The 14,324-nt window shown below is 50.7% G+C and carries 13 protein-coding genes and 4 tRNA genes; 16 read left to right on the top strand and 1 reads right to left on the bottom strand.

Annotation, left to right across the window (positions count from 1 at the left end; translation table 11 throughout):
- Positions 1-34: 34 nt before the first annotated feature.
- Positions 35-1,444: a cysteine--tRNA ligase gene (cysS, locus tag KBS54_06780; GenBank protein ID MBQ0055825.1), complete on the bottom strand. Its 1,410-nt coding sequence runs from the start codon at positions 1,442-1,444 to the stop codon at positions 35-37.
- Between the two features lie 85 nt (positions 1,445-1,529).
- Here cysS and KBS54_06775 point away from each other — a divergent pair, with 85 nt between their 5' ends.
- The 16 genes from KBS54_06775 to KBS54_06700 form a co-directional block, all read left to right on the top strand.
- Positions 1,530-2,978: an excinuclease ABC subunit UvrC gene (locus KBS54_06775; protein MBQ0055824.1), complete on the top strand. Its 1,449-nt coding sequence runs from the start codon at positions 1,530-1,532 to the stop codon at positions 2,976-2,978.
- Between the two features lie 83 nt (positions 2,979-3,061).
- Positions 3,062-4,183 carry a bifunctional diaminohydroxyphosphoribosylaminopyrimidine deaminase/5-amino-6-(5-phosphoribosylamino)uracil reductase RibD gene (ribD, locus tag KBS54_06770; GenBank protein MBQ0055823.1) on the top strand — a complete coding sequence of 374 codons (1,122 nt, stop codon included), beginning with the start codon at positions 3,062-3,064 and terminating at the stop codon, positions 4,181-4,183.
- Positions 4,147-4,809: a riboflavin synthase gene (locus KBS54_06765; GenBank protein ID MBQ0055822.1), complete on the top strand. Its 663-nt coding sequence runs from the start codon at positions 4,147-4,149 to the stop codon at positions 4,807-4,809. Before ribD ends, KBS54_06765 begins: the two co-directional genes overlap by 37 nt.
- A gap of 14 nt (positions 4,810-4,823) precedes the next feature.
- On the top strand, positions 4,824-6,065 hold the full coding sequence (locus tag KBS54_06760) for a bifunctional 3,4-dihydroxy-2-butanone-4-phosphate synthase/GTP cyclohydrolase II (protein MBQ0055821.1): 1,242 nt from the start codon (positions 4,824-4,826) through the stop codon (positions 6,063-6,065).
- Positions 6,066-6,094: 29 nt separating this feature from the next.
- Positions 6,095-6,577, top strand: coding sequence for a 6,7-dimethyl-8-ribityllumazine synthase (locus KBS54_06755; protein MBQ0055820.1), 483 nt, complete (start codon positions 6,095-6,097; stop codon positions 6,575-6,577).
- Complete coding sequence (serS, locus tag KBS54_06750) at positions 6,577-7,848, top strand: serine--tRNA ligase (GenBank protein MBQ0055819.1); 1,272 nt, start codon at positions 6,577-6,579, stop codon at positions 7,846-7,848. The genes KBS54_06755 and serS overlap by 1 nt, the downstream gene beginning before the upstream one ends.
- 103 nt (positions 7,849-7,951) lie before the next feature.
- Complete coding sequence (locus tag KBS54_06745; GenBank protein ID MBQ0055818.1) at positions 7,952-9,676, top strand: WecB/TagA/CpsF family glycosyltransferase; 1,725 nt, start codon at positions 7,952-7,954, stop codon at positions 9,674-9,676.
- A gap of 156 nt (positions 9,677-9,832) precedes the next feature.
- Positions 9,833-10,144 carry a YbaB/EbfC family nucleoid-associated protein gene (locus KBS54_06740; GenBank protein MBQ0055817.1) on the top strand — a complete coding sequence of 104 codons (312 nt, stop codon included), beginning with the start codon at positions 9,833-9,835 and terminating at the stop codon, positions 10,142-10,144.
- Between the two features lie 9 nt (positions 10,145-10,153).
- Positions 10,154-10,762, top strand: a complete 609-nt coding sequence (gene recR, locus KBS54_06735) for a recombination protein RecR (GenBank protein MBQ0055816.1) — start codon at positions 10,154-10,156, stop codon at positions 10,760-10,762.
- The gene (gene ispF / locus KBS54_06730) at positions 10,762-11,928 is read left to right on the top strand and encodes a 2-C-methyl-D-erythritol 2,4-cyclodiphosphate synthase (protein MBQ0055815.1); all 1,167 of its coding nucleotides are present in this window, start codon (positions 10,762-10,764) and stop codon (positions 11,926-11,928) included. The genes recR and ispF overlap by 1 nt, the downstream gene beginning before the upstream one ends.
- 23 nt (positions 11,929-11,951) lie before the next feature.
- Positions 11,952-13,430: an IMP dehydrogenase gene (gene guaB, locus KBS54_06725; protein ID MBQ0055814.1), complete on the top strand. Its 1,479-nt coding sequence runs from the start codon at positions 11,952-11,954 to the stop codon at positions 13,428-13,430.
- 71 nt (positions 13,431-13,501) lie between these two features.
- Positions 13,502-13,576: transfer RNA gene (locus KBS54_06720), tRNA-Val, on the top strand.
- A 145-nt stretch (positions 13,577-13,721) separates the two neighbouring features.
- Positions 13,722-13,798, top strand: a tRNA-Arg gene (locus KBS54_06715).
- Positions 13,799-13,802: 4 nt separating this feature from the next.
- Positions 13,803-13,880, top strand: a tRNA-His gene (locus KBS54_06710).
- Positions 13,881-13,888: 8 nt separating this feature from the next.
- A tRNA-Lys gene (locus KBS54_06705) sits at positions 13,889-13,964 on the top strand.
- A 157-nt stretch (positions 13,965-14,121) separates the two neighbouring features.
- The coding region (locus tag KBS54_06700) for a hypothetical protein (protein MBQ0055813.1) at positions 14,122-14,324 on the top strand (203 nt) is incomplete at its 3' end.

The following is a 14,324-nucleotide window of genomic DNA, read 5'->3' as shown; positions in this document are numbered from 1 at the left end:
TTCCGCCGCTTGTTTAATTTGCCGTATTTAAATATTACAGCTGTTTTGTCCAGATTGTGCCTTGCGGGGTGTCTTTAATCGTTATGCCGCGGGCGGCGAGTTCGTCGCGTATTTTGTCCGATAGTGCCCAGTCTTTGTTTTTGCGGGCTTCGGTGCGCTGCGCAAGCAGTTTTTCAATTTCTGCCGCTTCCGGGTCTGCGCCTTCTTTTTCCTCTGCAAAGAAGCCGAATACATAGTTGGCTTTGTCGAAGAATTCAAGAGCTTCCGTCAGAGTTTCTTTGTCTATTTCTTTGTGTTCCGTGAGATGCACGTTAATTGCCGAGACGGCGTCGAATATTCCGCCGATTGCTCCGGCTGTATTGAAGTCGTCGTCCATGCAGTCCGTATAAAGTTTTTTCGCCGCTTCAAGTTTCTGCGCAAGCGTTTCGTCTTTTTCTCCGGCTTTGCGGTTTTCAAGAGCGAATTTAAGATCGCCGAAGCAGTTCGTGATGCGTTCGAGCGCGCTTTTTGCCTGTTCGAGCGCTTCAGCCGTGAAATTTATCGGCGAGCGGTACTGTGCGCTGAGCAGGAAGAAGCGGAGAACGAGCGGATTGTATTTTTTCCTGATGTCGCGGACTGTCATAAAGTTGCCGAGCGATTTTGACATTTTTTCCTTGTCAATGAGCAGATAGGCGTTGTGCATCCAGTAGTTGACGAACGGTTTGCCCGAAGCGCCTTCCGACTGCGCGATTTCGTTTTCGTGATGAGGGAATATCAGGTCGCTTCCGCCGCCGTGTATGTCTATCGTTTCGCCGAGATATTTCGTTGACATAGCGCTGCATTCAATGTGCCACCCCGGTCTTCCCTTGCCCCACGGGCTTTCCCAGAACGGTTCGCCGGGCTTTGCCGCTTTCCAGAGAGCAAAGTCGAGCGGCTGCTTTTTCTTTTCGTCAACATCGATTCGTGCGCCTGACTGAAGCTCGTCTATGCTCTGTTTGGAAAGTTTGCCGTATTCGGGATCACTTGCCACGTCAAAATAAACGCTTCCGTCCATAGGGTATGCGTGCCCTTTTTCGACAAGTTTTTCTATAATTGATATAATTGTGTCAATTTCGTGAGTTGCACGCGGATTTTTGGTCGCACGCTTGATTCCGAGAGCGTCTGCGTCTTCGTAGTAGGCTGTGATAAATTCTTCCGCAAGCTCCGCGACGGTTATTCCGCGTTCGTTGGCGCGGTTTATCATTTTGTCGTCTATATCGGTAAAGTTCTGTATGTACGATACCTCGTAGCCGAGACTTTCAAGATAGCGTCTTGCTGCGTCGAAGAAAACAAACGGACGCGCGTTTCCGATATGGAAGAAGTCATATACGGTCGGACCGCAGCAGTACATGCGTACTTTGCCGTTTTCAAGCGGCTTGAATTCTTCTCGTTTTCTTGTCAGGTCGTTGTAAATTGCAAGGCTCATGCTAAAATACCTCCGTAAGGTTTTTGTGACGACACTATCCTATACCAAGAAGCCGATTTCGGCAAACGGAAAAGGAGATTTTTTTTTGGAAAGAGAAGATTTGCTCCGCCGCGTCAGGTCTTTTCCGGACAAACCGGGCGTTTATCTGATGCATGACGAGAACGACAAAATAATTTACGTCGGCAAGGCAAAATCGCTGAAAAAGCGTGTCTCGTCTTATTTCCGCCATGCAAACGGCTTTGCTTCCCCGAGACTGCGCAAGCTTGTGGAAACTGTCAGGGAGATAGCCACAATACGTACCGAAACGGAAATGGAAGCTCTTCTGCTTGAGAACAAGCTGATTAAATATTACCAGCCGTATTTCAACGTAGATTTAAAGATGAACGAGCGTTACGCATACATAAAGGTAACGCATGAAAAATTTCCGAGACTGCTTGTAACGCGCCGAAAAGAGGACGATGAAGCAGTCTATATAGGTCCTTATGTCCGTGTTGCAGAGGTGCGCTGGATGCTGAGGCTTATAGAGCGCTATCTCCCTTTGCGGAGCTGTTCTTCCGACATAAACCGTCAGGACAGCGCGCGTCCGTGCATGCGCTACGCGCTGGGACGCTGTCTGGCGCCGTGCTGCGCAAAATGCAGCGAGGACGAATACAAGGAACGCGTCGCAGACGTTATTCTGCTGCTTCAGGGCAACGGGGCAGAGCTTGTGGAGCGGCTGAGAAAGAGAATGAACGCCGCCGCTTCGCGGCTTGCATTTGAGGAAGCCGGACGCCTCCGCGATACGATAAGGGCGATATGGCGTGTCACAAGGCAGAGAAACACGCTGCCTGAGGCGCCTGGAACGGGCAGCGGCGAGAGCTTGTGGAAAACGCTTTCCGCCATGCAGGAGCTTTTCAAGCTTCCGCTGCTTCCGTGGAGAATAGACGGCTTTGACATTTCCCACACGTCAGGGAATCAGACGGTTGGGGTGGCAGTCGTGTTTGAACAGGGTTATCCCAACACGTCGCTTTACAGGCGTTTCAATATCAAAACGGTGGAAGGAATAGACGATTTCCGTTCCATGTACGAAACAGTAACGCGCCGTTACAAACGCTGCCTTGAAGGGCAGGAGCCTCTTCCGCAGCTGATACTGATAGACGGCGGCACGGTGCAGCTTGAATTCGCACAGAAAGCGATACACGATTTGGGAATTGACATTCCGATGATTTCGCTTGCGGAGCGTTTTGAAGAAATATATCTGCCGGGCGAAAAAACGCCGGTAAGGCTTGAATTTACAGATCCTGTTCTCCGCCTGCTTCAGAGTGTCCGGGACGAGGCGCACCGCTACGCGATAACCTCGCACAGACACAAGCGTGAGCGCATTTTCAGCAGAAGTTCGCTGGAAGACATACCCGGCATAGGCAAGGCAAAAGCCTCGCAGCTTATAACGAAGTTCGGGAGCGCAAAGGCTCTGCGCGCCGCCGATGAAAAGGACATAGCCGCGACACAGGGGATTGGTCCGGTGCTGGCGAAAAGAATTAAAGAAGCGCTGTAAGAGAAATCAGGTGCAAATTTTAAAGACACTGGATTCCGGCTTTCGCCGGAACGACAGGAATTATTTAGAACCGGGTGAAAATTATGACTGACAAGTATAACGAAAACGATATTTTCTATATGAAAAGAGCAATAGAACTTGCGAAGCAAGGAGGGCGTGAGACTTCGCCTAATCCGCTTGTCGGCTGTGTGATTGTCAGGGACGGAAGAATAATTGCCGAGGGGTGGCATCATAAATACGGTTCTGACCATGCGGAGGTTGACGCGGTAAAGAATGCCTCCGGAAGCATCGAAGGTTCTTCCGTCTACGTTACGCTTGAACCGTGCTCGCATTATGGCAAAACGCCGCCCTGCGCAAAAATGCTTGCAGAACTGCACCCGAAAGAAGTAATTGCCGGAATGGGCGACCCGAATCCGAAGGTCAACGGAAAGGGCATAGAAATTTTAAAGGAAGCGGGAATCGCAGTCCGCATGCCGCTGCTTGAAGAAGAATGCAGAAGGCTGAACAAGGGCTTTCTCAGCAGAATTGAGCGCGGAAGACCTTGGGTGACGATAAAGGCGGGTATTTCGCTCGACGGTAAAATTGCCCTGAACAGCGGGGAAAGCAAATGGATAACGGGCGAAAGCTCAAGGCTTGAAGCACAGCGTCTTCGTGCCGAAAACGACGTTCTTCTGACGGGCGTCGGAACCGTCGCCGCCGATGATCCGAAGCTTACCGTCAGGGACGTTCCCGGACGAACTCCGTTGAGGGCAGTTATTGACCCGTCTTTAAGAACGCCCGAAAACGCTGCAGTCTTTGTGGGAGGAAACGTAGTTTTTTATGCGGATGCCGGCGTTTCAGAAGAAAAAGTCAGCCGTTTTGAAGAAAAAGGCACAAAAGTAGAACTCATTGATTTCAAATCAGAACGTCCGCTTGCAAATATATTGAGCAAAATGGGCGAAAATGGTATAAACTACTTAATGGTGGAAGCCGGAGCGCGTACCGTGAGCGCTTTCCTTCGGGAGGGGCTTGCCGACGAGTTCAGTTTGTTCGTCGCGCCGAAGCTTATAGGCAGCGGGCTCGGCTTTACCGAAGGTTTTGAAACCGCTTCTCTCGGCAGTGCGCTCAGGCTTAAAGAGCTGTCTGCCGAAGCCTGCGGGGAAGATTTGCTGATAAAGGGAGTAACCGAATGTTCACTGGACTGGTTGAAACCGTCGGAAAAATAAGATCTGTAAAGCAGAATGCCGATACGTGGCTGATTGACATATCGGCTCCTGAAATTGCCCCTGAATTGAAAAAGGGCGATTCTGTTGCTGTTTCGGGCGCGTGTCTGACAGTTACGGATTTTAATACGGCAGGCTTTCGTGCGGAAATGATGGAAGAAACAAAACAGCGCACAAAACTCGGTTCCCTGGAATCCGGAGCTTTGGTGAATTTAGAACGGGCAATGGCGGCTGACTCGCGCTTTGACGGACATATCGTCAGCGGGCACGTTGACGGAGTCGGCAGGGTTGCAAAAATAGAAAACAGCGGCAGAACAAAAAAAGTGTTCTTTGCGGCAAACGCTGATATAATATCCGGTATAGTTTCCAAGGGTTCAGTGGCTGTTGACGGCGTGAGCCTGACGGTGATAGACGTTTCGGACAATGAATTTTCCGTCGGACTGATACCTGAAACTCTTGCGCAGACCTCACTGTCTGCGCTTGAACAGGGAAGCATAGTCAACCTCGAAACAGACGTAATAGGAAAATACGTCGCAAAATTCCTTGAAAAACGTTTCGGTCAGGACAGCGGGGAAAAGCCTAAAGAGAATATCACCTGGCAGAAGCTGGCGGACAACGGCTGGCTGTAACGCGGAGGTTTTTGATGCTTAACACGATAGAAGAAGCGATAAGCGAGCTTCAAAACGGCAGAATTATCATAGTTGTTGACGACGAGAACCGCGAAAACGAGGGCGACCTTATCATGGCTGCACAGTTCTGCCGTACCGAAGACATGAATTTTATGGTAACGAATGCGCGCGGCGTCGTCTGCGCGCCTCTGACAGCAGAAAAGGCGAAGCATCTCAAGCTTTCGCCGATGGTTCAGTACAATACAGACGCGCACTGCACGGCGTTTACCGTGTCGGTTGACAAATTTGACACTAAAACCGGCGTATCATCTGCCGAACGTGCGGATACCGCACGCTGCCTTGCAAATCCTTCGTGCTGTGCCGAAGAACTTCACAGGCCCGGGCATCTTTTCCCGCTTGTAGCAAAGCAGGGAGGCGTGCTTGAACGCAACGGGCATACGGAAGCGACTGTTGACCTTATGCGCCTTGCAGGACTTGAACCGGTAGGGCTTTGCTGCGAAATATCAAACGAGGACGGCTCAATGGCGCGTCTGCCTGAGCTTTTGAAGCTTGCGGAGGAATGGGGACTTAAGATAATTTCCATCGAAGATTTGGTTAAATACAGGCTGATGCGCGAAAAAATAGTTTTCCGCGAGGCTGCGTGCCATCTTCCGACAAAATGGGGCGATTTTGCCTGTTACGCATACGTCAGTCCCTACGGGGACAATCCCGGAGCAGTGCACATAGCGCTTGTAAAGGGCGACGTTTCGGACACGGACAACGTTCTTGTACGCGTCCATTCGGAATGTTTTACGGGAGACCTTCTCGGTTCGCTGCGCTGCGACTGCGGACCGCAGCTGCATACGGCAATGTCTATGATAGAAAAAGAGGGCGCGGGCGTGCTGCTTTACCTGAGACAGGAAGGCAGGGGAATAGGACTTCTCAACAAGCTTAAAGCCTATGAATTGCAGGAAAAAGGTATGGATACAGTTGAAGCCAATCTTGCGCTCGGCTTCCAGCCTGACCAGCGGAATTACGGCATAGGAGCCCAGATACTTGCCGATTTGGGCATAAAACGTTTCAGGCTTATGACAAACAACCCGGTAAAAATTTCCGGACTTTCCGCCTACGGGCTTGAAATTACGGAAAGGGTGCCGATAGAAATACCGCCCAATCCATACAACGAGAAATATCTGAATACGAAAATATGCAAGATGGGGCACTATCTGCATCTCGAAAAGAGCAGCTGTTCATGCTGCGAAGATAAAGAAAATTAAGTCAAATAAAATCCGCAGGGAGTGATTACATGAAAATTTATCAGGGCAACATGATCGGAACAGGACTGCGTTTTGCAATAGTGGCGTCCCGTTTCAACGAATTCATCACATCAAAGCTTATCGACGGCGCAAAGGACGCTCTTCTGCGCCATGACGTGCGCCATCAGGACATTGATCTTTTCTGGGTCCCGGGCGCATGGGAACAGCCGCTTACCGCAAAGGAAATAGCTCTCAGCGGTAAATACGATGCAATAATCTCGGTCGGCGCCGTTATCAAGGGCGATACGTCGCATGACGTCTATGTAGCCTCGGAAGCGGCAAAGGGTCTTGCAATGATCTCGCTCGAACAGAGAGTGCCTGTCGCGTTCGGAATCCTTACCTGCGACACACTTGACCAGGCAATCGAACGCGCAGGCGTTAAAGCGGGCAACAAAGGCGCAGATGCGGCTTTGGCGGCTCTTGAAGCTGCCAATCTGCTTGCAAATATAAGAAACGGAGCAGACGAAGAATAATGCTTGATTTGAAATGGGTGCGCGAAAATCCCGAAGAAGTCGCGCAGATGCTTAAAAACAGAAACAACTCTTTCCCTCTTGACGAGCTTCTCAAGCTTGACGAAAAGAGAAAATCCGCGCTTCTTGAAGTTGAAAAACTGAAAGAAAAACGCAACGCCGGCGCAAAACAGGTCGGCGTGCTCAAAAAGAACGGCGAAAATGCCGACGCGCTTATGGAAGAGATGCGTCAGCTCGGCGACAGAATAAGCGAACTTGACGCTAAAACGGCTGAAATTCAGGCTGAACTGGACAATATGGCTCTTTCAATTCCGAACAAGGTGCACAGTTCAGTTCCTGTCGGTAAAGACGAAAACGACAACGTTGAAATCCGCCGCTGGGGCACGCCGAGAGAATTCAGCTTCACGCCGAAAGCCCATTGGGAAATTGGCGAGACGCTTGGAATTATGGATTTTGAAAGAGGCGTAAAGCTTGCGGAAAGCCGCTTCACAATCCTTAAAAAAGAAGGCGCCCGTCTCGAACGCGCCCTCATGAATTTCATGCTTGACCTTCATACGACGAAACACGGCTTTACGGAAATCATGCCGCCGGTGCTCGTCAATTCAAAAACAATGACAGGCACAGGGCAGCTCCCGAAATTCACGGAAGACCTTTACCGCTGCGCAAACGACGACCTTTGGCTTATTCCAACGGCGGAAGTGCCCCTTACGAACATGCACTCAGGCGAAATCCTTGCCGAAAAAGACCTTCCGATGTACTTTACGGCGTACACGCCCTGCTTCCGCAGAGAAGCGGGAAGCTACGGACGCGATATGAAGGGCATGCTCCGTCAGCACCAGTTTGACAAGGTCGAAATGGTGAAGCTCAGCACCCCTGAGAAAAGCTACGATGAACTTGAGCACCTTACCAACTGTGCGGAAGAAGTGCTTCAGGTACTCGGACTGCCGTACAGGGTTGTCTGCCTCTCGTCGGGCGACATGGGCTTCGGCGCCGCAAAAACCTACGACCTTGAAGTGTGGCTCCCGTTCCAAAACTGCTACAGAGAAATCAGCTCGTGCAGCAACTGCGAAGATTTCCAGGCACGCCGCATGGGACTCAGATACAGACCGGCAGACGGCGGAAAACCGCAGTTTGTCCACACGCTCAACGGCTCGGGACTGGCGATAGGCAGAACCCTGATCGCAGTTGTCGAAAACTGCCAGAACGAGGACGGCTCCGTTACAATTCCGGAAGCACTCCGTCCGTATCTCGGCGGGCTTGAAAAAATCGGCTGATAATCTGCAAATATGAAAAGAAACCGGAAAATCCTTCCGGTTTCTTTTTTAAAATCCTGCAAACTATGGTAACATATATAAAAGGATTTGGAGGGCTGAACGCATGGCAAACATACCGTATCTTCAGATGACGCTCGCTGTTTTTGCGGTTGCCCTCGCATGTTCCGCCGCACAGAAATTTTTCAGAAAATATCTTGATCCCGACCAGTATTATTACCTGAAAGACATTACCCTTATAGGAATATGGGCGCTTTTCGGAATATGGACGCCCAACCCTCTGCTCAGGGTGACGATTGCCGCTTCGGCAGTTTCCGGCTGCATAGGCTTCTGCCAGAAGGTTACAAACAAACGCTGGCTGCGCTTTCTGTATTTCCTGACGGGCTTTGCATTTGCTGTGTTCGGACCGCGCATTGCGTTCATAGAGGCTCAGAACGGGGAATTTCTTTATCTTTCAAACATAACTTCAATCCTTATCTGTACCGCATGGGTGGGCGTTATGCCGCTGTTTTTTCAGGAAATTGACGAAATACCCGGAATGTGCGGACTGTTTCTTGCCCTGATATGGGGCTTGATTTCCGTCGTTATCATCACCGCCCCTCAGCATATTCAGGACATAACCCAGATGTGCATAATGGGGATAATATTCCTGCTTGTTTTCTGGAGCAGGCACCTCAACGCATACCGCAGGCTGACAGAGCCTTTGAGCGCTTTCTGGGGCACCTTGGTCGCGGGAGTTATAGTTTTTGCAATCAGCAGAGGCATAGCCACCTATTCCGTGATTTCGATAACAGCCGGAATGCTGCTGCTTCCTGCCCTTGAGATAACCGTCAGCCTTATCACCGCGCTTTTCTCGCGCTATCCCGGGGGAAGCTGCATAATCTACAGAAAACTTATCGGACGCGGAATAAATCATGCTGAGGCGCTTCACGCCTTTGCCTTTATTTGTGCGTCAACCGCATGCCTTCTCGTGTATAACACGCTGCACAAAAACGCGTTCTTTGTGGCGCTGGGCGTCGTGTTTGCAATATTTGCCGCTTCGGTGGTGCTTTTCAAATTTAAGAAACAGAAAAGCGCGGAAACAACGCGCCGTCCCTGCCTTTGGGGCATATCGGTTGACAACGTTTCGCTGAACTACGCGCTCGGCAGGGTGCAGCATTGGATTACTTCGGAAAGAAGTGCACACGTGATAATTACACCGGACGCTCTTGCTGCCCTCAGAAGCAGAAATGACAGATGTTACAGAAATGCCTGTGCCAACGCAGGACTTGTGCTGCCTGACGGCGCAGGGCTTATCTCTGCTTTCAGCCTGCTCGGTATGCCGATACAGGAAAGGCTTCCGGGCTGTGAATTTGTGGAACATCTCTGCGAACTGGCTGCGTGCAGCGGCTGGAAGGTTTATTTCTTCGGCGGAAAACCCGGAGTCGCGGAAGCGGCGGCAGACGTTTTGAAAAACAAATATGAAGGACTGACCGTAGCAGGCTGCCGAGACGGATATTTCAGCGACGACGAAACGCCGGTGATCTGCAGCACCATCAAAAACAGCGGCGCGGACATACTTTTTGTCGGTCTCGGAGTGCCGAAACAGGAGTATTGGCTTACGGAGCATCTCTCCGAAACAGGGGCGGTTGCCGGTATGGGAATAGGCGGAAGTATGGATGTTATATCCGGCAATCTTAAACGCGCGCCGGAAGCGTGGCAGAAGCTGAAGCTTGAATGGCTCTACAGAACGATACAGGAGCCCTGGCGCTGGAAACGCCTGCTCGGTCTGCCAGTGTTCGTGTTCCGTGTTTTAATGACAAAGGTACGCTTGGACAATTACAAACAGTAAATATTGGCGCTTTGCGCCGCTGACAGCTGATGACCGTAGGGAATATCGACCGCAGGGAGAATATGGCTGACGGCTGACGACCGCAGGGAGAATACAGCCAACAGCGTGAGCGCAGCGAACAGAATACAGCGAATAACAAACGAAAGGGTGTTCTTAATGAATATGAACAAGCTTATGCAGCAGGCTCAGAAAATGCAGGCAGGACTTGTCCGCGCACAGGAGGAGCTTGCGAAAATCAGGGTTGAGGGAAGCGCCGGAGGCGGGGCAGTCAAGGCAGCTGTCAACGGACAGGGCGATCTTGTCGCGATTTCAATTTCAAAAGATGTTGTTGACCCTGAAGACGTTGAAATGCTTGAAGACCTTATTCTCAGCGCCGTAAAGGACGCACTGAACAAAAGCAAAGAAGCCGCGGCTTCAAAAATGGGCGCACTGACAGGCGGACTCGGCGGTTTCCCCGGGCTTATGTAGAGGCAGGCCTTGGCTCTTCCGTCATCGGTACAAAAATTAATAAAGCTTTGGAGCGCACTGCCCGGAATCGGTGAAAAGACCGCCAGACGCATGGTGTTTTATCTGCTTGAACAGAATCCGTCATGGGTAATAGAATTTGCCGAATCGACAAGGCAGCTCGCGGAGCTTGTGCACCACTGCTCGCAGTGCGGAAGCATAACCGACACGGACCCGTGTCCTGTGTGCTCCGACCCTATGCGCAACAGAAAGACAATATGCGTTGTGGAAACAGACGAAGACTGCGCCGCAATAGAGCAGTCGGGAATATACAACGGGCTTTATCACGTACTCGGCGGACGCTGTTCGCCGCTTGACGGACAGGAAATACCTCCCGAAAGCCTTGAAAAACTGAAAAACAGAATTGAAACTCTCGGCGCTGAAGAGCTGATTTTGGCGACAACTCCGCGCATAGAGGGAGATATGACCGCTTACACCGTACAGAACGCTCTGAAAGGCGTTAAAGTTAAAATCTCGCGCCTTTCCTACGGACTTCCGGTAGGTGGCAGCATCGGCTTTGCAGACAGAGTTACGCTTCATCTGGCACTTGAATCGCGCAGGGAAATGACAGAGGATTTATGATGAAAAACGCTGAATGGTCGTTTATCATAGCCGCCGGCGGGCACGGAAGCAGGCTCGGCGGGGAAGCCAAGCAGTTCAGGCTGCTCGGGGGAATACCCGTCTGGCAGTGGTCGTTTGCTGTTGCCGAAGAGCTGCTGGACAGCGGAAAAATATCCGAAATAGTCGTGGTACTTTCTCCGGAAATGAGCGGACTTGCCGCCGAGCTTTCCGCAAAAAGCGGAGTGAAAACCGCCCTCGCAGGCGCCGAAAGATCTCAGTCGGTGCTGAACGGGCTCAGAGCCTGCAGCGGAAAATACGTTCTGATACACGACGCAGCGCGTCCGTTCCTCACCAAAGAGCTTTGTATCAGGCTTATGGAAGAGACAGAAAAATCGGGAGCTGCCATTCCGCTGCTGCCGGTCGTCGATTCGATAAAGTTTATTGACGGGGAAAAAATCGCCCCCGCCGACAGGGCAAAATATTTCAGAACGCAGACGCCTCAGGCGTTTGAGCGCGAAAAACTGCTTAAACTTGCCGAAACGGGAAAAATCGCAGCGGACGAAGCTGCGACATGGATTGAGGCAGGTTACGCCGTTTCGCGTGTACAGGGCGAAGAAATCAATTTCAAAATCACAACCCCTTATGACTGGATGAATGCCTCCTGTATGGTTGCGGCGGGCAAAGAAGTGCGCACGGGACACGGCTTTGACGTTCACCCGCTTGTAAAAGGGCGCAGGCTGATACTTGCCGGAGTTGAAATAGAAAACTCGCCGGTCGGACTTGACGGACATTCAGATGCCGACGTGATTGCCCACACGGTTATGGACGCGCTTCTCGGCGCCGCAGGTCTTCCCGACATAGGAACGCTGTTCCCTGCGTCCGACAGCACGTACAAAGACGCCGACAGCATGAAACTGCTCGAAAAGGTCGTAAAGCTTGTTCGTGAAAAGGGCTGGAAAATTGAATGGGTGGACGCAACATTGAATGCGCAGATTCCAAAACTTGGTGGTATTATAGATAAATTAACACGAAACCTCGGGCGCAGCATAGCCGAAGACGGCACCCCCAATTTCAGCCTGAAAGTGAAATCAGGCGAAAAATGCGGCTCGGTGGGGCGCTGCGAATGTATGAAATGCCACGCTGTTGCAACGCTTTCAAGAATAAATATGCAGCAAAATCATAAATAATTCAAACAAACGGAGGTCTGAAAATGGCAAAAACAGCATCGAAAAAATTTGTGGACTACAGCGGCTTTACCTTTGACGACGTACTTCTTGTCCCTGCGTACAGCGAAACGCTTCCCGGCGACGCAGATTTAACGACGTGGCTCACTCCGCAGATAAAACTCAACGTTCCTATCTGCAGCGCCGCCATGGATACCGTCACCGAAGCACAGCTTGCGATAGCTCTTGCGCGTGAAGGCGGAATAGGAATACTGCACCGCAATCTTCCGATAGAGCTTCAGGCTGCTGAAGTTGACAAAGTCAAACGCTCTGAATCCGGCGTTATCGTAGACCCGTTCTACCTCAAACCGGATGACATGGTGCGTCAGGCTGTTGAGCTCATGGCACACTACCATATTTCAGGAGTCCCGATCGTTGACGACAAAATTAAGCTTGTCGGAATTATCACAAACCGCGACCTCCGCTTCGTTACAAACCTCGACCAGCCCATATCGGCAGTCATGACAAAAGGAAACCTCATCACGGCGCCGGCAGGCACAACGCTTAAAGAAGCCAAAGACATACTCATGCGCCAGAAAGTTGAAAAACTTCCGATAGTTGACAAAAAAGGCAAACTCACCGGACTTATAACGATAAAAGACATTCTTAAAGCAAAAGAATTTCCGAACGCGGCGAAAGACGACAGGGGACGTCTGCTTATCGGGGCGGCGATAGGCGTCGGCAAAGACGCGTCAGACAGGGCAGACGCGCTTATAAAAGCCGGTGTCGATACCATTATCGTCGATACGGCGCACGGACACTCAAAAATGGTCATAGACATGGTAAAAACGCTCCACAAACGCTATCCCGACTTCCCGCTCATAGCAGGAAACATAGCGACAAAAGAAGCGGCGGAAGCCCTCTTTGACGCCGGTGCGGAAACTGTAAAGGTCGGAATAGGACCGGGGTCGATATGCACGACACGCATAGTCGCCGGCATAGGCGTACCTCAGGTGGCGGCTGTCCTCAACGTTGCGGAAGTCGCCCACAAACGCGGCAAGAGACTCATCGCCGACGGCGGAATACGCTACTCTGGCGACATCGTCAAAGCGCTGGCGGCAGGCGGCGACGTTGTTATGATAGGCTCAATGTTCGCAGGAACAAACGAAAGCCCCGGCGAAACAGTCATCTACAAAGGCCGTTCCTTCAAAACGTACCGCGGCATGGGCTCGCTCGGCGCAATGAAAGGCTGCTGCAAAGACCGTTATTTCCAGGAAGGAATGGCGGAAGACAAACTTGTACCGGAAGGCATTGAAGGCATGGTTCCGTCAAAAGGCTCGCTCTCTGCGGTTGTTTATCAGATGGTAGGCGGCATACGCTCGGGAATGGGCTACGTAGGCGCGAAAAATATGGACGCGCTCCACAAAAACGCGCAGTTCGTACAGGTAACCTCAGCGTCAATGAAAGAAAGCCATCCGCACGACATAGTCATAACGAAAGAAGCGCCGAACTACGCCGCGGAATAAAAACGCGAAAACTGAAAAAAGCCTTGACAAGATATAGAAAGGCGAGTAAAATTTTTCCTCGTTAAGACCATGGGCGGTTAGCTCAGCGGGAGAGCACCTCCCTGACACGGAGGGGGTCACAAGTTCAATCCTTGTATCGCCCACCATGACATTAACAAAGAGACTTCTGCAAAGGGGTCTCTTTTTTTGCCAAAGACAGACGCCGTAAAATATAAAACAGAAAAAATCTTGACAGACCAAAAGTTTTCGATATAATAACTACCGTGTTTCGCAAAAGAAGGCAAGACCCGTGCGCCTGTAGCTCAGCTGGATAGAGCAACTGCCTTCTAAGCAGTGGGGCGGGGGTTCGAGTCCCTTCAGGCGCGCCAAATGGTGAGTGTAGCTCAATTCGGTTAGAGTCCTGGATTGTGGTTCCAGTTGTTGAGGGTTCAAATCCCTTCACTCACCCCACTTTTTTTGGACTGTTAGCTCAATTGGCAGAGCATCTGACTCTTAATCAGAGGGTTACAGGTTCGATTCCTGCACAGTCCACCAGTGAAAATTCAACAGACCGAAAGGTCTGTTTTTTATTTTCCGAAAATTCCTGAAAAAACAGCCAAACTACCTAAAAAAAGAAAAAAATGCTGTAAATTCCTTCGGAAATGCTATAATAACGCCGCACGGCAAAAAAAAATTTGGAGGCGGTCTTGCTATGTTCAAATCATACACAAAATCAAAGTTTTTAACCTTCCTTGCGCTTATCGCTCTGTTTTCGGCAGTGATATTTGCCGGAGGGTGCGACGGGTCCTCGTCTTCCGATAGTTCTGCCACAGATTATTCAAAAGCTTCAAACTGGATGTACAAACAGGATGAAACGGCTCATAAAGCGGATATGTTCTACGTTTATCCGACAGT

Source organism: Candidatus Equadaptatus faecalis (assembly GCA_018065065.1).
In the GTDB taxonomy this organism is placed as follows: Bacteria; Synergistota; Synergistia; order Synergistales; family Synergistaceae; genus Equadaptatus; species Equadaptatus faecalis.
The sequence above is the reverse complement of the archived record's forward strand: the minus strand, read 5'-3'. Positions and strand labels throughout refer to the sequence as shown.